This is a genomic window from Flavobacterium fontis, assembly GCF_900129405.1.
Lineage (GTDB): Bacteria > Bacteroidota > Bacteroidia > Flavobacteriales > Flavobacteriaceae > Flavobacterium > Flavobacterium fontis.
This window is the reverse complement of record NZ_FQVQ01000002.1, coordinates 94,632-113,523: the sequence shown is the minus strand read 5'-3', so window position 1 is coordinate 113,523 and position 18,892 is coordinate 94,632. Positions and strand designations below refer to the sequence as shown.

Genomic DNA, 18,892 nt, shown 5'->3' with positions numbered 1-18,892 from the left:
GAATTCAGTAACGGAGCAATAACGTTATGATTTTTATGAAATTTTAAATTAAATGAGGTTCTTTACCCTTTTAGTGTCTCAGCGGCTTTCAACACCACGTCCTTCAATTCGTTTTTGTAATCGACAATTTTTTGCAGAATTTCCGGATGTTGACTGCCTAAGATTTGGGCGGCTAGAATCCCGGCATTTTTGGCACCATTCAAAGCCACCGTTGCCACAGGAACGCCACCGGGCATTTGTAAAATAGAAAGTACCGAATCCCACCCGTCAATCGAGTTACTGGATTTAACAGGAACGCCAATAACGGGCAGCGGACTCATAGACGCGACCATTCCGGGTAAGTGGGCTGCGCCACCGGCTCCTGCTATGATAACATTTATGCCGCGGAGGTGGGCATTCGAACTAAAATCCACTAATTTTTCAGGTGTGCGATGTGCCGAAACAATATCAACTTCAGTCGAAATTCCGAAGGATTGTAGTATATCAATGGCTTCTTGCATAACGGGCAAGTCGCTTTTACTTCCCATGACGATGGCTACTTTCATGTTGTTGTAAATTGTAAATTGTATTTGTTGAATGATCGGATACGAAGGTACAATTTATTAGCCAAATGGCGAAAACAAGGGAAGTCTATTCCGGGAACATTTTTTGCAATAACTTTTTGATTTCCTTCAAACCGTTACCGCCCAGGAGTTCGTTGATGAACAGTATTTTGCCATTCGGGTCGATTAAAATGTTGGTGGGGTAAAAGTTGATGTGAAATTGATCGATGGTTTTGCGATCGTTCGGTATGATCGTGAGTTCCAGCTCTGTTCGTTTTAAAAATTCAGTGATCAATTTCTTTTCATTATACGTTACCGCAAAGAAAACGATATTTTGGTCTTTGTACTTTTCTTTCAGTTTATTCAAATCGGGCATTTCTTCAATACAGGGTTTGCATTGGGTGAACCAAAAGTTGAGAAAAATGGCTTTCCCTTTTAAATCCTCCAACGTATAGGTTTTCCCTTCCATATCGGTTAAAGACAATTCGGTAAGGGTTGAGCCAATTAACTTTCGACGGTTTTTTTCGAAGTCTTTTTGCTGTTTCCGAAATTGCTCATTGCGCAATTTTACATCTTCTTTTGAAAGATATTTCAGCACTAAAGAGGCTTTGTTTTGAATAGTATCGGCATAAAAAAGAGTGGTAAACGGTTGGTCGTGAATTGTTTTATTCAGGGAATCCAATTTTTTCAACGGCATTTCTTTGCCATCAGGTAAGAAGAGTTGGGTTTTGGGTCTTTTTTTTTGAACAAATTCAAAATATGTAGTTCGATCCAACGCAATTTGTCCCTCAGGAATAAAGGTTTTTTCTTGAGCAAAAATGATCTCAACAACCAGAAAAGTAAATAGGCAAATAATTTTTTTCATAGATTTTTAAACGAAAAAGCGATGGATTTGTTGTCTGGTTAGATGAAAGTCCCACTGCCCACTGAATACTGCTCACTGAACACTGCTCACTGCCCACTGATTACCCGAATACTATTCTTCACTTCTTCTGCCACTCGACGTGCTTCTGCCATATTTGCATTGACAATCGTCACGTGCCCCATTTTTCGGAACGGACGGGTTTCGCGTTTGCCATAAATATGCGGCGTGACACCATCTATGGCCATGATTTTTTCGATGTTTTCATAGACAACTGGACCCGAATGGCCTTCTTCGCCGACTAAATTGACCATGATGCCTGCGACTTTACTCTCAGTATTTCCCAAAGGTAAATTCAAAATCGCACGCAAATGGTTTTCAAATTGCGATGTATAACTCGCTTCAATGCTGTAGTGTCCTGAGTTGTGCGGGCGAGGGGCGACTTCGTTGACCAAAATTTGGTCGTCCTGGGTTTGAAACATTTCCACCGCCAACAAACCTACATGTTGAAACGCTTCCGAAACTTTTAGAGCGACTTCTTGCGCTTTTTGTGCGATATCAGCCTCAATTCGCGCAGGACAAATCACATATTCTACTTGATTGGCTTCTGGATGAAATTCCATTTCCACCACAGGGTAGGTGCGTATTTCTCCCGAAACCGAACGGGCCACAATGACCGCCAATTCATTTTTAAAATCGACCATAGCTTCGGCTACACATTCTACATCGGGAAGTTCCCGCAAGTCAAAAGCAGATCGGCAAATTTTAACCCCGTTGCCGTCATACCCGCCGGTGGCTGCTTTCCAAACAAAAGGGAAGTCGAGCGTGTCGTTGGCTAGCGCTTGACGTAAAGCGTTTAATCCCACAAATCGCTGATGCGCCGAGGTTGGAATGTGATGTTGGACATAGAAATCTTTCTGTTTTCCCTTGTTTTGAATAAGACGAAGCGTTTTTGGCGAGGGATACACGGGAAGTCCTTCCGATTCCAATTGTTCCAATGCTTCCAAATTGACGTTTTCAATTTCAATCGTCAACACATGCACCATTTTCCCAAATTTGTACACCGTATCGTATTCCAACAAACTTCCTTGGTAAAAAGCCGAACAGCCAAAACGGGAGGGAGCCTCCGCACTGGGGTCTAAAACTAAGGTTTGGATGTCAAATTTTCGCGTGTCCGAAAGGAGCATTTTGCCCAATTGACCTCCGCCTAAAATGCCCAAACGGAAATCAGAAGAGAAGTAATTCATAGTGTTGTGTTGTTTGTGCAAATATAATATTTCTGAAGTTGATTACGTCCTTTCCTCCAAGACTACTTCGTTATCGGTTGGCCAAACGATGTAGCGTTTCCTTTAACACAAACCGCATTGCGGGCGAGGGATTCTCCCATTCGCGTGACAACAGTAATCGCAATTCATTATGAACCCACGGATATTTTTCCCCCAAACGAAACAACGCCCGAAGCGCATAAGCTATCGTCGCCACTTTTGCCTCCCGCAAGATAAAATCGAGACAGCCTTCAATGATTTTTTCCTCGTGAACAGGGAGTAAAGTAATTTCTTTTTGAGTCACCAAAAACAAACAAATTTTTGAAGCCGGTCGCACTGCGGGATCCAACGTCAATTGCGACAATGTATTGCAAAATTCATCCAAATATGGGGCGAGCAAGGCTATGCGTTCTTCAGCCACCAACTCCAAAATCCACAACGCTTTGTAATGGTGTTTGTCTTTAGGGTTGCAACCCACTGCCACAAGAAGCGCCAAAAATTCGGGCGACTCAAAAGCACGCATTTTATAAAAATCTCGGGTCGCTCGATACGCTTTAATGGAAGCGATTTGGGAGTAGTCATCGGAATTCATGACGTAAATATATCAAATTTGCAAATTTTACGAACGAGTTGATTTTTAATAGGTTTTAGTTGTTAAATTTGCACCTTATTCCCAAGCCCAACACCTATGATTCATTTACACGATAAAACGTTTGAACCCTTCATTGCCTCGGAGGAAATTGACTTTGCCATTCAAAATATGGCCAAGCAAATGGCAGATGATTTTTTTGATGAGGTTCCTGTTTTTATCGGAGTACTCAACGGTTCTTTTATGGTGATGGGTGATTTGATGAAAGCCTATCGCGGGATGTGTGAAGTGAGTTTCCTTAAAGTGAGTTCCTACGAAGGTACAGAAAGTACCCATGACGTAAAACATTTGATTGGGTTGAATGAAAATCTGGAAGGAAGAACCGTGGTAATCGTAGAAGATATCATCGATACGGGAACGACCATTGTGGCTTTAAAACAACTTTTGAAACAACAAAAAGTGAAGCATTTGAAAATTGCAACCTTATTTTTCAAACCCGAAGCATATCAGCAAGAGGTAAAAATCGATTACATCGGTATCCGCATTCCCAATAAATTCATTGTGGGCTATGGATTGGATTACAACGGTCTCGGTCGTAATCTACCCGATGTATACCAACTGGCGCAATAATCTAAATAATCTAATGACTAACGTCGAACTTCTAAAGTCTAACGTCGAACTTCTAAAGTCTAAAACCTAAACTTCAATACCATAATGATTAACATCGTTCTTTTTGGGAAACCTGGCGCGGGAAAAGGAACCCAAGCCGAATTTTTGAAAGAAAAATACAACTTGACACACCTTTCTACAGGGGATATTTTTCGGTATAACATCAAAAATGAAACCGAGTTGGGGCAATTGGCCAAAACCTACATGGATAAAGGCGATTTGGTCCCCGATGCTGTAACCATTCAAATGTTGCAAAGCGAAGTGGAAAAAAATCCTGATTCTGCAGGGTTCTTGTTTGATGGTTTTCCACGTACTATCGCGCAAGCCGAAGCACTAGATGCTTTTTTAGCGTCCAAAGGGGAGTCTATTCGCGCTACCGTAGCCTTGGAAGCCGACGATGAAATTCTTGTAGCACGCTTGTTGGAACGGGGTAAAACCTCAGGCCGTCCCGACGATCAAGACGAAGAAAAAATTCGCAACCGCTACCAAGAATACAACGAAAAAACAGCGCCTCTTATGGCGTATTACCAAGCCCAAGGAAAGTTTTATGCGGTGGATGGAATAGGAAGTATCGCCGAAGTTACCGCGCGTTTGAGTGCAGTATTGGATACTTTTTAAATAGGAAACCGTTGAATGTTAGCCGTAATTCAATAATTTTTAAGATATTTGTACACCAGAAAAGAGCATTTTCGGACTTCGGGACGAAGGCTCTTTTTTTGTGACAGCCTATGGAAATACTGATTATTCTCTTTTTAATCCTACTCAACGGGGTCTTTTCGATGTCGGAAATTGCCTTGATTTCGGCGCGTAAAAACCGATTGGAAACGGCGGCTAAAAAAGGTAATTCCAATGCCAAAGCCGCGCTTGATCTCGCCAATTCTCCCAATAAATTCTTGTCCACGGTGCAAATAGGGATTACCCTAATCGGCATTCTTACAGGGATTTACTCCGGCGAGAAAGTAACCCAAGATGTACAAGATGCAATTGCCGGATTTCCCGCACTAGCCCCCTACGCCGATTCGTTGGCTACCATTGTTGTAGTGGTGGTGCTTACCTTTTTCTCTCTGGTATTGGGCGAATTACTGCCAAAGCGTATTGGGCTTAATTTCCCCGAAGGTATCGCCAAAGCCGTGGCCGTGCCCATGAAACTCGTGTCCAAAATCACCATGCCTTTCGTTTGGTTGTTGACTACTTCTACCGAGGCGCTTTTGAAACTGTTTCAAATCAAACCCACCGCCGACGGGAAAGTCACCGAAGAAGAAATCAAAGCCATCATCAAAGAAGGCACCGAAGTGGGCGAGGTACAGGAAATTGAACAAGATATCGTAGAACGCGTGTTTCATATCGGTGATCGCAAAGTCAATTCCTTGATGACCCACCGCAATGATGTGGTCTACCTCACCATGGAAGACACTTTTGCCGAGGTCAAAGAGAAAATTCTCAACGAAATGCATTCGGTGTACCCTGTTTGTGAAGACAACCTCGATGAAGTGAAAGGTATCGTATTGCTCAAAGATTTGTTTGTGGGATTGGAGCAAAAAGATTTTAAACTCAGCGAAATTACACGCGAAGCCACGTATTTGATCGAACATACATCGGCCTACAAAGCGCTCGAAAATTTTAAATCCACCAAAAATCACCAAGCCCTAATCGTCGACGAACACGGGATTTTCCAAGGAATAATTACGCTCAACGACATTTTAGAAGCTTTGGTGGGCGATGCGTCCGATTTTGATGAAGACGAATACCAGCTGGTGGCTGAAGCCGATGGCACCTGGACCGTTGACGGTCAATATTCACTGCATGATTTTCTTACCTATTTTGATATGGACGACTTGATTGGCGATTATGAAGTGACCACGGTGAGCGGCCTAATCACCACCGAAATGGGGTATATTCCCAAGCAAGGGGAACTTCTGATTTGGAATAAAATGCAGTTCACCATTTTGGAAACTGCAGGCGCCAAGGTCGAGAAAATACGCGTTGCCCCTTATGTGGCCGATCAGTAGGAGCAAGCACCCCACAACCCGATCAACCCCCTTCCCGTGATTGCCTATATCCCCGAAAATCGGGGGATGCCGGCGCTCCCGGGGCTAGAATACACGAATCGTTTTCAACAGGACCACCCAACCGTGTTCCTAATCCAGCCCAAGGGCAAAACCAAGGCTGGCTCAATACCAAACCCATGACAGAAGGAAATTTTGTAGACTATGTAAAGATTTATGTGAGCTCCGGTAAAGGAGGCAAAGGGTCTACGCATTTACATCGTGAAAAATTTATCGAAAAAGGTGGTCCCGACGGCGGTGACGGTGGCCGTGGAGGTCACGTGATCTTGCGCGGCAACAAAAACTTGTGGACACTTTTTCATTTGAAATTTACCAAACACGTAAAAGCGGGCCACGGAGGCGATGGCGGAAGCAGCCGAAGCACCGGGCACGACGGCGAAGATAAAATCATTGAAGTCCCCCTCGGTACGGTCGTCAAAGACCAAGAAACCGAAGAAATCTTGTTTGAAATCACCGAACATGGAGAAGAAAAAATCGTAGCTCGTGGCGGTAAAGGAGGATTAGGGAACTGGCACTTTCGCAGCGCCACCAACCAAACTCCTCGCTATGCCCAACCTGGGATGCCCCCCGAAGAGCACGATGTGATTCTCGAGTTAAAGGTCTTGGCCGATGTAGGATTGGTCGGTTTCCCCAATGCAGGAAAGTCAACGTTATTGTCGGTGCTCACTTCAGCCAAACCCAAAATAGCAGATTACCCTTTTACAACCTTGAAACCCAATCTTGGTATCGTGGCATATCGCGATTTTCAATCGTTTGTTATGGCCGATATTCCAGGAATTATCGAGGGAGCCGCCGAAGGAAAAGGCTTAGGGCACTATTTTTTACGCCATATCGAGCGTAATTCAACACTCCTGTTTCTAGTACCCGCCGATGCCGATGACATCAAAAAGGAATACGATATTTTATTGGATGAATTGCGACGCTACAATCCCGAGCTTCTCGACAAAGAACGCTTGTTGGTGATCTCCAAAAGCGATATGCTCGATGCCGAACTCCAAGCCGAGATGAAGGTGCTTTTGGATCGTGACTTTCAGCAAATTCCCTATTTGTTTATTTCTTCAGTAGCACAGCAAGGCTTGCAAGAGCTGAAGGATACGCTTTGGAAAATGTTAAATTCCTAAAAATAATACGGAAGTATTGAGCTTATTGCTTTGATTTAAAGAAAAATAGGCTACATTTGCTAAATTTTATAAATCAATAAGGCTATACCACTAAAAATTTAAATTACACTTTATGAAATTACGATTACTTTTCGCTTTGTGTATCGCACAGTTAGGATTTGCGCAACAACGTACCTGCGGTGTCGATGCCTACATGGAAAAATTAATGGCCAATCCGGTGATGAAGCAGCAACACCAAGCGTTGCAAGACCGTTTTGAAACGGAGTTACGACGTTTAGTTACCGAACAATTGGAAGGGCGTTCTAGCTTAGCCACTCAAGCGGCACCTAATGTAACGATTCGTATTCCTGTAGCAGTTCACTACCCAACGGTTGCGAATACTTCTTCAGAATCATTGAAATCATGTTTGCGCGCATTGGCTCAAACACAGGTAAATATTTTGAATGCCGACTACAATGCCACCAATTCTGATATCTCATTGTGGAACAGTGCTAGTTCATTTTATCCCAATACCAATGTAGGTAGCATGGATGTGCAATTCATTTTGGCTACCCAAAACCACCCCGCTGGAACAGGATTGACCAATGGAACAGTGGCCGTGACATTTGGTACAGATTTCTTAACCTCTGGGAATATTGGTTGTACCGACGGCTGTAATCAAGATTCCACATGGTCAGGGTACATGAACTTAGTGGTGCGAAATTTAACGGGTGGTATTTTAGGATTTTCACCACTAGGAGGATCACCAGGTCAAGGTATGACCGTAGTAATTGATAACAATGCCTTTGGGGCAACAATGACTACCTCTCCAGCAACCTGTGCGGGTTATGCGCCTACTGCACCCTACAATAGAGGACGTACGTTAACCCATGAATTGGGACATTTCTTCAACTTGGCGCATACATTCCAGTCTTGTGATGGATCCAACTGTGCTACTTCTGGTGACCGCGTATGTGATACAGAATCGACCAATACTCCTGAATACGATTGCTTACCTGCAGGGGATGTAGCGAGTCCATGTACAGGGAATCCACAATTGACCATGAACTACATGGATTATGTGCAAGATGCGTGTATGTATATGTTCACCGCAGGGCAAGCTACCCGTATGACCGCATGGTACAATACCATTTCTTCACAATTCAACATGACGACGTTAGGAAATGAAGAAATTTTGAAAAATCAATTTACATTGGCTCCCAACCCAAGCAACGGAACTTTTGCCGTTCAGTTTGCCAATCCCATTGCCAATTATACGCTCCAAGTATATGATGCTACCGGTCGTGTAATTGTTGATGAAGAACAAGTTAACAATAGCGAATTGGTTCGCACCATCACGTTACCTTCAGCACAAAAAGGAGTGTATTTTGTGATGTTACGTACCCAAGAAGGTATCGCAACGAAGAAAGTTGTTGTAGAATAAAAATTTTCTTAAAACCATTGAAGAATTGTAAGTAAATCCGTTTATTTACAATTCTTTTTTTATTGCATAATTACAAACAAACAATCATGAAAAAACTTGTACTTACGCTGCTTTCGGCAGTGCTTCTAACCCCTTTCTCACTCAAAGCTGATGAGGGAATGTGGTTCTTAATGTTTATCGAACGGTTGAATCACCGCGATATGCAAAAAATGGGACTACAACTTACCTCTGAGGAAATTTACAGCATTAACAACCACAGTTTAAAAGATGCTATCGTGCAATTTAACGGAGGTTGTACCGCTGAGGTAATTTCCAAAGACGGTTTGGTATTAACCAACCACCACTGTGGATATGATGCTATTGCAGAATTGTCCTCGGCAGAGAAAAATTATTTGAAAGACGGCTACTGGGCTGCCAATAAAAAAGGAGAATTAAAACCCTCTAGTTTATTTGTGCGCTTTTTTGTTCGAATGGACGATTGTACCAAACGAATTTTAGGGGTAGTCAATGATAAAATGACCGAAGCAGAACGCGAAAAAGCAATCAACGCCGAAATCGCAAAAATTGAAAAAGAGAATAACGAAGGCGGTAAATATGTTGTTTCTGTTCGCTCGTTCTTCCAAGGCAATGAGTTCTACTATTTTGTATACCAAGATTATAAAGATGTCCGTTTGGTAGGAACTCCTCCAGAAAGTTTAGGGAAATTTGGAGGGGATACCGACAACTGGGAGTGGCCTCGTCATACCGCTGACTTCTCTATGTTCCGTATTTATGGTGATGCTAATGGAAATCCAGCGGAATATTCTGAAAAAAATGTGCCTTTAAAACCCAAACATTACTTGCCTGTAAATTTAGGGGGAGTGAAAGAAAATGATTTTGCCATGATTTTGGGTTATCCGGGTCGAACCAACCGTTGGATGCCCGCTGGTGGAATTGAGCAAAATGTAAAATTTGCTTATCCTGCTTGGGTTGAAGGTGCTAAAACAGGAATGGATAATATGAAAAAATACATGGATCAAAATGCAGCTTTAAATTTGATCTATGCTTCCAAATATGCTTCTACGGCCAACTATTGGAAAAACCGTCAAGGAATGATTGATGCGTTGACTAAATTTGAAACCGCCAAGACCAAAGCGGCTCAAGAAGCCAAATTCAACAAATGGGCCAACAAAGCCGAAAACAAGGCAAAATACGGTACCGTTGTAGAAACCATCAACAAATATTATGCGTTGACCAATGAGAAGTCACGTCATGATAATTATTTACAACAATTGTTACGTACCTCCGGAATGGGAACCATTTCTCGTAGTCTTGGACGTCAATTGGAAAACTATGCCAAAGCCGATGCGGCCAAACGCAGTCAAATGTTGCCCATGCTAACCGAAATGGCGGAAGAAATGTATAAAGAAATGCATATTCCTGCCGAGCGTGATATTTTAGCGGCTCAATTGGCGTTGTATGCTACAAAAGCGGTAGGGTATCCTATGGCTCCTATGGTGAAAAAGATTGGTGAGGCCAATAATAATAACTTTACAAGCTATGTCAACGCCGCTTTTGACATGTCAATTTTCGGTTCATTAGACCGCGTAAAAGCGTTTTTACAGTTTCCTTCTGAAGGACAATTGACCAACGACCCCTTGTATGTATTGTCTGCTGATTTAATCACACACTTCAATTCCAAATCAGATGAAATTGCCAAAGCGCAAAACGACTTTGGAGCAGCTTTCCGTCTGTTGGTTGAAGGATTGCGCGAATCCAAAATTGCGACTATCAAATATCCTGATGCAAATTCAACCTTGCGTTTGACCTATGGAAAAGTTCGTTCTTTACCCGCCGACAAACGCAATGATGCGACCATTAACAACTATACTACCTTGGCCGGTCAGGTAAAAAAATACAAAAAAGGCGATGCCGAGTTTGATTTGCCAGCACGTGTTCTTGAAATGAACGCCAACAAGGAGTTTGGTCGTTATGCCGATAAAGATGGTTCATTACACGTAAATTTCTTGACCGATAATGACATTACAGGGGGTAATTCAGGTTCTCCTGTATTGAATGGTAAAGGTGAATTAATCGGATTGGCTTTCGACGGTAACATTGAAGCGATGGCAGGAGATGTTATTTTTGATAAAAAATTACAACGCACCATCAACGTAGACATCCGCTACGTGTTATGGGTTATCGAAAATTTTGCTGGAGCGAAACATATCGTCGATGAAATGACTTTAGTCAAATAATTTCCCATAAAATCACATGAAAACTCCGGTCAATCGCCGGAGTTTTTTTATTTTTGAGAACGAAGAAGGAGCTTATGAAACGTTGCATGCAAATTGTATTTTTATTGTTTTCACTAGGAACAATGGCGCAATCCGATTTTGAAAAAGGAGAGCAATGGTTTAAAGCCCAAAAATGGGAACAAGCCAAAGTTTGTTTTGAGAAAAGTTTGCGCGAGCAACCCAATGCCCCAAAGACGATAGAATATTTAGGCGATATCGCAGGGAAGCAAGAGGATTGGGATGCTGCCATTGATCGTTATGGTACGCTAAAAAGTCGTTTTCCCAACAATGCCAACTATTGGTATAAATATGGTGGAGCGATGGGTATGAAAGCCAAATCCGTTAGTAAATTTAAAGCGCTCGGCTTGATTGATGACGTGGAAGCGGCCTTTCTTAAAGCGGCTCAATTAGACGCCAAACATGTCGATACCCGTTGGGCTTTGGTCATGTTGTATCTGGAATTACCGGGTATTCTTGGGGGCAGTGAAAATAAAGCCATTAAATATGCCAACGAATTAATGGGCATTTCCAAAGTAGACGGTTTTATGGCCAAAGGATACATTGACGAATATTTTAAACGGTACACCAAAGCCGAAGCACATTATTTGAAAGCGCACGAAATTGGTCATTCCAAAACAACGTATCAAAAACTTTATCATTTATACCAATACAAATTAAAAAATACCGAAAAAGCTCGAAAATTAAAAGAAGAATTCGAAGGCTAACGGAACAAAACATATGCGAACACATTTTATAGCGATAGGTGGTGCAGCGATGCACAATTTGGCTTTAGCCCTTCATCAAAAAGGAGCTCAGGTGACAGGAAGCGATGATGCTATTTTTGAACCCTCTCTTTCACGGTTACAACAAAAAGGGTTACTACCCGAAGCCATGGGCTGGTTTCCCGAAAAAATAACCTCCGATATCGATGCTGTGATTTTAGGAATGCATGCCAAAGCCGATAATCCCGAATTGTTAAGGGCACAAGCGTTAGGGTTAAAAATTTACTCCTATCCCGAATTTTTATACGAACAATCCAAACATAAAACCCGTGTGGTCATTGGAGGCTCTCATGGGAAAACGACCATAACTTCAATGATTTTGCATGTGATGCATTTTCATAATATTCAAGTGGATTATATGGTTGGGGCGCAGTTGGAAGGTTTTGATACGATGGTTCACCTCACCGAAACCAATGATTTTATTGTCTTGGAAGGCGATGAATATTTGTCTTCTCCTATCGATCGCCGTCCTAAATTTCATTTGTACCAACCCAATATTGCCTTGCTATCAGGTATCGCTTGGGATCATATCAACGTTTTTCCCACGTTTGAAAATTACGTGCATCAATTTGAACTATTTGTAGATCAAATCACCCAAGGCGGGATTTTGATATATAATGAAGAAGACGCCCACGTAAAGCAAGTCGCCGAAGGAACCCAAAACACCATTCGTAAAATTCCGTATCAAACCACAAGTTATACAGTGAAAAACGGGAAAACCTTGTTAGATACCCCCGAAGGTCCTATGCCTATCGAAGTATTTGGCGCCCATAATTTAAATAATCTTGCGGGAGCCAAATGGGTTTGCCAATGCATGGGTGTTGATGAAGCCGATTTCTACGAAGCTATTGCCACTTTCAAAGGCGCTTCCAAACGATTGGAAAAAATTGCTGAAAGTACGACCAAGGTTGCCTATAAAGATTTTGCCCATTCTCCGAGTAAAGTTGCAGCAACCACCAAAGCAGTTAAAAACCAGTATCCCGATCGCAAATTGGTGGCATGTCTTGAATTGCACACCTACAGTAGCTTAAATGCGGCGTTTTTGAAAGAGTATGAAGGGGCTTTAGATGCGGCCGATGTTGCCGTAGTCTTCTATTCCCCCGATGCGGTAAAAATTAAACAATTGGAAGAAGTCACTTACGAACAAATTGCGCAATCGTTCAAGCGAAATGATCTGATTATTTATACCAATCCCGAGGAATTCAAAGCGTTTTTGTTCCATTATAATCTCGAGCATACCGCCTTGTTACTCATGAGTTCTGGAAATTATGGGGGATTGCATTTTGATGAGGTAAAAGGATTAATTGCATAAAGAAAGCTCCTGTTCTCAGGTCGACATTTTTAGTTGCCCTCATAGCGAAAATGCCCTACCATGGGGTATTTAAACAAGCAGTCCTCGATAATTTGTCCTCCGCCAATGTTGTGCACGATCATTGGGACACCCTCTTTTTTGATGTGGGTGACAATCCCAATATGGGGTAATTTATCATTGATCATCCAAGTTACAATATCACCAGGTAAGTAATCGGCACGGTTATGAGTTAAAGCTAGTTTTTTGCCTTTGCGACTGAAAAATACTTCCAGGTTGGGGACTCTTCGGTGGTCAATGTTTTTATCCGGATTTTTCAGTCCCCATTTCTTCAAATTAGGATATAGATTAAAATGTGCTTTCAAGTCTTCATGCACTTCTTTTTGCAAATCTATGTTGCATTTGCGGTACGCCCGAATCACCACATCAGTACAAACGCCCGTTTTGGCAGGCACATCGCCCATGGGGTAGGGAATGGATACATAGGCAGGCGTATAAACTACCGAAGAGTCAATAACTTGCAACGCAGCATTGGATAAGCGCTCGCCAAAATTTTTAGGGTGAGATAGAGGTGTAATTTCTATCTTTTTTTCTTGGACTTCAGCGCGTACAAAAACGGTTTGCTGTGGTTTTTGTTGGCAAGAAATAAAAAGTAAGGCAACGATTAAAAAGTAGGGCATACGGTTGGTTTTATAAGGAAACGATTTTGTTGATTAGTTTATTTTGATGAAATAAAAAAAATCGGTTATTTCGTAATTCAATATAAGCCAATTCATTATGTATACACCAATTTCCCAGTGGGCTGAAGATGATCGGCCGCGTGAAAAATTTTTACTCAAAGGAAAAACAGCCTTATCCGATGCCGAATTATTAGCCATTTTATTAGGGTCAGGTTCCCGAAACGAAAGTGCCGTTCAATTGGCGCAACGGATTCTAGCGCACTCCCAAAACAATCTGAATACGCTTGGTAAACAAACGATAACGCAACTCATGGAGTTTCGCGGTATCGGTGAGGCCAAAGCGATTACTGTAGCGGCTGCGCTCGAACTCGGAAGACGCCGAAGGATGGAGGAAGTCAAAGATAAAGTGAAAATTACGTCGAGTAAGACGGTCTTCGACATCATGCAGCCGCTCATTGGTGAGTTGGCCCACGAAGAGTTTTGGGTGTTGTATTTAAATAACTCCAATAAAATTATACACAAAGCGGTATTGTCCAAAGGGGGTATTACTGGAACCGTTGTCGATATTCGTTTAATTTTCAAATCAGCATTGGAAAACCAAGCAACTTCGTTAATTTTGAGCCACAATCATCCATCGGGGAAATTGCAAGCCAGCGAAGCCGATCTGGCCATCACCCAACGGTTAAAAATTGCGGGCCAACATTTGGATATTTTGGTTTTGGATCATGTTATCATTACCGAAACCGGATATTTGAGTTTTGCCGATGAAGGAATTTTATAAAGGTGAAAGGTATTACCGATATTTTTTTTGATTTAGATCATACGTTATGGGATTTCGAACGGAATTCCGCCTTGGCTTTTGCGTCAGTGTTGGAGGCGTTTGATATTGATATTCCACTGGCTGATTTTTTAACGCATTATGTCCCGTTAAATCGTTGGTATTGGGAGCAATATCGTAAAGATCTAGTTACCCAAGCCGAATTGCGATACGGACGATTAAAAGAAACCTTCGATCGTTTGGATTATGCCATTTCCGATGCATTACTCCATGAAATGTCGGAGGCGTATATACAAAATTTGCCGTTGAATAACCACTTATATGACGGCGCTTTGGAACTTTTGGAGTTTTTACAACCGCATTATAAACTTCATATAATTACCAATGGATTTCAAGCGGTACAGGATAAAAAAATAAAAAATTCGGGGATTGCGCCGTATTTTCAAACTATTACCAATTCGGAAACAGCGGGTGTTAAAAAGCCCCATCCGAAGATTTTTCAAGTAGCCTTAACCGAAGCACAATGTACACCCCAACAAGCCGTGATGATAGGGGATTGTTTGGAGGCCGATGTTCAAGGAGCGCTTGAGGTGGGAATGCAAGCTATTTTTTTTAATGAATTCAACGTAGCGGTCCCAGAGACCATTCGTCAAGTAACCAATTTATACGAATTAAAACCGATTTTTTCTTATGCATAAATCCGTATTCTTTTTTTGTCTCATTGGACTTTTATCGATAGTTCCTCTGCAGAGTCAGGTGATTCGCATTCCAGAAAAGTTTGATTTTATGACTTCCCCCGACCAATACGGGATTAGCACGCTTTTGCGCTTGTATTTTGAAAAATATCAATACCAGGCGGTTGTCATGACCGATGTGACCGAAAAAGCACTTTCCAAAAAAATAGCGCCCCATGAGTATGGCGTGATTATCAAAAAAAAGAGTAATTTTTTTATCACTCGAATGCAAGTAGTCCTCATGGATTACGAAGGCAATGAAATAGCCGTTTCCCCCGAGGGAACCAGTCGCGAAAAAGAATTTCGTTATGCCTATATCGAAGCTGTACGCGCAGCTATGGATCAATTTACAGCGTTAAAAAACCGCACTCTTTTTACGACAACTCCAGCCGAAAATAAGCCCACAACCACCACTTCTCAACCTCAAGTAATTCTCGAAGGGAAGGCGCCGCTACCCGAACGAAAAGTGACCCTAGACCAATACTTGGAGGCGCGAACTCTTTCGGCGAATTCAATAGGTTTGTATGAACAGAAGGGTTTAACTCCAACCTTAGTGCTTTACAAAACAAGCTCACGGGATTGTTTTATGGTCACCCAAAACAATGCACCCAAAGGAGTTTTACTATACCGCAATCAACAATGGTTTTGGGAATATTATGAAGAGAGTCAACTTCGTGTAGTACCACAGTTTATTGCGGGATTGTAATTAATACCCGTATTTGTCGTTCCAACGGTTTTGTAAAAATTTACGCAGTTCGTTTTCGCGCGCGTTATTCCCAGGTTCGTAAAACTTAGTTTCTTGAATGGCCTCGGGCAGGTATTCTTGTTCGACAAAGTTATTGGCATAATTGTGCGCATAAGCATAATCCTCGCCATAACCCAACTCTTTCATCAACTTGGTGGGGGCATTGCGCAAATGCAATGGAATAGGTAAATCGCCGGTTTGTTTCACCAAAGCTTGCGCTGCGCCTATAGCCATATAACTCGCATTACTTTTGGCTGAAGTCGCCAAGTAAATGGCACATTGACTTAAAATGATGCGGCTTTCAGGATAGCCAATGGCGGTCACGGCTTGAAAAGTGTTGTTGGCCATGATTAATGCTGTGGGATTGGCGTTACCAATATCTTCACTCGCCAAAATGAGCATTCGGCGGGCAATAAATTTCACATCTTCACCGCCTTCCAGCATGCGCGCCAACCAATACACCGCTCCGTTGGGATCGCTGCCGCGAATGGATTTGATGAAGGCTGAAATAATGTCGTAATGCTGTTCTCCCGTTTTATCGTACAATACCGTGTTTTGTTGCACTAACTCCAACACTTTGGCATTGGTAATTACAACTTCATCACTAGGAGTGGCATTCACAACGAGTTCAAAAATATTGAGAAGCTTCCGTCCATCACCGCCCGATAAACGCAATAAGGCTTCGTGTTCTTCTATGGTGATTTTTCGTTGCGACAACTGAGGGTCTATTTTCATCGCTCGATCCAGCAAGGCCAATAAATCCTCTTTGGTAAACGGATTTAAAACATACACCTGACAACGTGACAACAACGCGGGAATGACTTCAAAACTCGGATTCTCGGTGGTTGCTCCGATAAGCGTCACCCAGCCTTTTTCAACGGCGCCCAACAACGAATCTTGTTGCGACTTACTAAAGCGGTGAATCTCATCGATAAAAAGAATTGGATTTTTGGTGGTAAAAATACCGCCGCTTTGCTTGGCTTTGTCAATCACTTCCCGGACGTCTTTAACCCCCGAATTAATGGCACTCAATTCATAGAACGGTCGGTCACTTTGTCGGGCAATAATTTGCGCCAAGGTAGTTTTTCCTGTTCCCGGTGCACCCCAAAAAATCATAGACGGAATCACGCCACGAGCAATTTGTTGGGTTAAGGAACCTTGGGGACCTACCAAGTGCAACTGACTGATGTAGTCTTCAAGTTTATGTGGGCGAACGCGTTCGGCTAAGGGTGCTTCCATACGGACCAATTTGAGCGTTAAAGGTAAAAAAAAGGAGTTAAGAAGAAAATCTTTGTCCCATTTCCATGTTCTGCCATTTTAGCAGAAAACCAACTTTGGTCATATATTTGTGTAAAGTTACTTATGAGAGACGCCCATATTTTTAAATTTACCCCCGTCGTTTGGCTGTTGCCCACTTTTTTTGTGGTGACGCTTTGGGCTGTTTTTTTGGGGTTGGATTGGATCAATATGAGTCCGAGGTTTTTGGGTATTCTTCCCCGAACCATGGAAGGATTAGTGGGTATTGTTTGCAGTCCTTTTCTACATGCCGACTGGCAGCACCTCACAAACAACAGTTTGCCCTTGTTTGTATTGACGATGGCGTTAATTTATTTTTACCGCGATCTTTCGTTGAAAGTATTGATTTTCGGAATTCTTTTTTCGGGGGTATTTACTTGGGCAATTGGACGGCCGAATGTGCATTTGGGGGCCAGTGGACTAATTTATGTATTGGTTTCTTTTATTTTTTTTAAAGGATTGCGCACGGGATATTACCGATTGATGGCCTTGTCTTTTGCCGTCGTGGTGGTTTACGGAGGGATGGTGTGGTATGTGTTTCCTGAGGTTGATCCGCGGATTTCGTGGGAGGGACATTTGGGTGGATTTTTAACCGGTATGGTCATGGCTTTTGTGTTTAAAACACCTGACTATATTTCTGAATACCGATACGAATGGGAACATCCTGATTTTGATCCTAAATCCGACCCTTTCATGCGGCGTTTTGACGAAAATGGTCAGTTTGTGAATCCGCCAAAACTAGAAGAAATCATAGTGGACTATGAAGAAGAAATGGGAACAAAAAGCATTCCCTTACAAATCAATTATATTTACAAAAACGCCGAAGAATAAGTCCTTCGGCGTTTTTGTTTTTAACGATAAACGGTCTATATTAGCCCCGATTGCAGCGGCATCCCCGTAACGAAGTGAAGGGATACAGCGGAAAGCGGGTGATTACTTCACGAGAAAGCAAAAGGATGATGCTCCCAATCGTTAAGAACGTTGGCGTACCACTTCGTATAAAAAGGCGCCACAGGCCACGGATACATTTAACGAACCGATGGTTCCAAATAGCGGGAGTTTGGCTTTTTCATCCACAATTTTCAATACCGATGGGTTAATGCCACGGTCTTCGCTACCCATGATGATGGCCACGGGTTCGGTAAAGTCGACCGCATAAAGTGTATCCTCGGTTTTTTCAGTAGCGGCAACGGTTTTAATACCGCTACCTTGCAGGTAAAACACGGCGTCTTTGATATGGTCTACTTTGCAAATGGGTACATTAAAAACGGCACCAGCGGAGGTTTTCACGGTATCACCATTAACGGGAGCGGCTCCGGTTTTTGAAATAATTATGCCGTCAACGCCTGTACATTCGGCGGTGCGGATAATGGCACCAAAGTTGCGGGCGTCGCTGAGTTGATCTAGAATCAGAAACAAGGGTTTTTTACCCGTTTCCAAAACGTTTTCAACCAGGGTTTCAAGCGATTGGAATTTGATAGGCGCAATGGTGGCTACAACACCTTGGTGGTTGAGGTGCGTAAGGCGGTTGAGTTTTTCGACAGGCACATACGTAAACGGGAGATTGTTGGCTTTGAGCGTTTTCATCAATTCCCGCATTAAATCGCCTTGGGCTTCTTTATGCACAAAAATTTTATCAATTTCTTTACCGGCGTGAATGGCCTCAATAACGGCACGGATGCCAAAGATTTGGTTTTCTTTTTCCATGCGGCAAAGATAGGAATTCTGCCGTTGGTTTTGGGGAGCGTAATTTAC

At 42.5% G+C, this 18,892-nt stretch carries 19 protein-coding genes; 12 read left to right on the top strand and 7 right to left on the bottom strand.

Annotation, left to right across the window (positions count from 1 at the left end; all coding sequences use genetic code 11):
* Positions 1-62: 62 nt before the first annotated feature.
* The 4 genes from purE to BUC17_RS02715 form a co-directional block, all read right to left on the bottom strand.
* Positions 63-545: a 5-(carboxyamino)imidazole ribonucleotide mutase gene (gene purE / locus BUC17_RS02730; RefSeq protein ID WP_073361370.1), complete on the bottom strand. Its 483-nt coding sequence runs from the start codon at positions 543-545 to the stop codon at positions 63-65.
* An 85-nt stretch (positions 546-630) separates the two neighbouring features.
* A complete protein-coding gene (locus BUC17_RS02725) occupies positions 631-1,407 on the bottom strand; it encodes a TlpA family protein disulfide reductase (protein WP_073361368.1) in 777 nt (258 codons plus the stop codon).
* 86 nt (positions 1,408-1,493) lie between these two features.
* Positions 1,494-2,651 (bottom strand): 5-(carboxyamino)imidazole ribonucleotide synthase, encoded by a 1,158-nt coding sequence (locus BUC17_RS02720; protein WP_073361366.1) that lies wholly within the window; start codon positions 2,649-2,651, stop codon positions 1,494-1,496.
* Between the two features lie 70 nt (positions 2,652-2,721).
* Entirely contained in the window at positions 2,722-3,261 is a 540-nt protein-coding gene (locus tag BUC17_RS02715) for a hypothetical protein (RefSeq protein WP_073361364.1), read from the bottom strand.
* A 96-nt stretch (positions 3,262-3,357) separates the two neighbouring features.
* Here BUC17_RS02715 and hpt point away from each other — a divergent pair, with 96 nt between their 5' ends.
* The 8 genes from hpt to BUC17_RS02675 all read left to right on the top strand — a co-directional run bounded on the left by hpt (position 3,358) and on the right by BUC17_RS02675 (position 12,907).
* A complete protein-coding gene (hpt, locus tag BUC17_RS14205; RefSeq protein WP_073361362.1) occupies positions 3,358-3,888 on the top strand; it encodes a hypoxanthine phosphoribosyltransferase in 531 nt (176 codons plus the stop codon).
* Positions 3,889-3,972: 84 nt separating this feature from the next.
* Complete coding sequence (locus tag BUC17_RS14200; RefSeq protein ID WP_073361360.1) at positions 3,973-4,545, top strand: adenylate kinase; 573 nt, start codon at positions 3,973-3,975, stop codon at positions 4,543-4,545.
* A gap of 110 nt (positions 4,546-4,655) precedes the next feature.
* Entirely contained in the window at positions 4,656-5,936 is a 1,281-nt protein-coding gene (locus tag BUC17_RS02700) for a hemolysin family protein (protein WP_073361358.1), read from the top strand.
* A gap of 176 nt (positions 5,937-6,112) precedes the next feature.
* On the top strand, positions 6,113-7,114 hold the full coding sequence (gene obgE / locus BUC17_RS02695; RefSeq protein WP_073361356.1) for a GTPase ObgE: 1,002 nt from the start codon (positions 6,113-6,115) through the stop codon (positions 7,112-7,114).
* A 112-nt stretch (positions 7,115-7,226) separates the two neighbouring features.
* The gene (locus BUC17_RS02690) at positions 7,227-8,537 is read left to right on the top strand and encodes a zinc-dependent metalloprotease (protein ID WP_073361354.1); all 1,311 of its coding nucleotides are present in this window, start codon (positions 7,227-7,229) and stop codon (positions 8,535-8,537) included.
* 86 nt (positions 8,538-8,623) lie between these two features.
* Positions 8,624-10,774 carry a S46 family peptidase gene (locus tag BUC17_RS02685; RefSeq protein ID WP_073361353.1) on the top strand — a complete coding sequence of 717 codons (2,151 nt, stop codon included), beginning with the start codon at positions 8,624-8,626 and terminating at the stop codon, positions 10,772-10,774.
* A 74-nt stretch (positions 10,775-10,848) separates the two neighbouring features.
* The gene (locus BUC17_RS02680) at positions 10,849-11,538 is read left to right on the top strand and encodes a tetratricopeptide repeat protein (RefSeq protein WP_073361351.1); all 690 of its coding nucleotides are present in this window, start codon (positions 10,849-10,851) and stop codon (positions 11,536-11,538) included.
* A gap of 13 nt (positions 11,539-11,551) precedes the next feature.
* Positions 11,552-12,907 (top strand): UDP-N-acetylmuramate--L-alanine ligase, encoded by a 1,356-nt coding sequence (locus BUC17_RS02675; RefSeq protein ID WP_073361349.1) that lies wholly within the window; start codon positions 11,552-11,554, stop codon positions 12,905-12,907.
* 29 nt (positions 12,908-12,936) lie between these two features.
* Here BUC17_RS02675 and BUC17_RS02670 read toward each other — a convergent pair whose 3' ends face one another.
* The gene (locus tag BUC17_RS02670) at positions 12,937-13,584 is read right to left on the bottom strand and encodes a DUF1287 domain-containing protein (RefSeq protein ID WP_073361346.1); all 648 of its coding nucleotides are present in this window, start codon (positions 13,582-13,584) and stop codon (positions 12,937-12,939) included.
* Positions 13,585-13,681: 97 nt separating this feature from the next.
* On the opposite strand from BUC17_RS02670, the gene radC reads away from it, so the two are divergent.
* Genes radC through BUC17_RS02655 form a run of 3 tightly spaced genes read left to right on the top strand, consistent with a single transcriptional unit; the run spans position 13,682 to position 15,802 of the window.
* Positions 13,682-14,365, top strand: a complete 684-nt coding sequence (gene radC / locus BUC17_RS02665; protein ID WP_073361344.1) for a RadC family protein — start codon at positions 13,682-13,684, stop codon at positions 14,363-14,365.
* Positions 14,366-14,367: 2 nt separating this feature from the next.
* Entirely contained in the window at positions 14,368-15,060 is a 693-nt protein-coding gene (locus tag BUC17_RS02660; protein ID WP_317044499.1) for a YjjG family noncanonical pyrimidine nucleotidase, read from the top strand.
* Complete coding sequence (locus BUC17_RS02655; RefSeq protein WP_073361340.1) at positions 15,053-15,802, top strand: hypothetical protein; 750 nt, start codon at positions 15,053-15,055, stop codon at positions 15,800-15,802. The genes BUC17_RS02660 and BUC17_RS02655 overlap by 8 nt, the downstream gene beginning before the upstream one ends.
* On the opposite strand, the gene BUC17_RS02650 is transcribed toward BUC17_RS02655, so the two are convergent.
* The gene (locus BUC17_RS02650; protein WP_073361338.1) at positions 15,803-17,080 is read right to left on the bottom strand and encodes a replication-associated recombination protein A; all 1,278 of its coding nucleotides are present in this window, start codon (positions 17,078-17,080) and stop codon (positions 15,803-15,805) included.
* A gap of 123 nt (positions 17,081-17,203) precedes the next feature.
* Between BUC17_RS02650 and BUC17_RS02645 the strand changes: the two genes are divergently transcribed.
* Positions 17,204-17,968, top strand: a complete 765-nt coding sequence (locus BUC17_RS02645; protein ID WP_073361336.1) for a rhomboid family intramembrane serine protease — start codon at positions 17,204-17,206, stop codon at positions 17,966-17,968.
* 141 nt (positions 17,969-18,109) lie between these two features.
* Here the strand turns inward: BUC17_RS02645 and rlmB are convergent, their stop codons facing one another.
* Positions 18,110-18,844, bottom strand: a complete 735-nt coding sequence (gene rlmB / locus BUC17_RS02640) for a 23S rRNA (guanosine(2251)-2'-O)-methyltransferase RlmB (protein WP_073361334.1) — start codon at positions 18,842-18,844, stop codon at positions 18,110-18,112.
* Between the last annotated feature and the right edge of the window lie 48 nt (positions 18,845-18,892).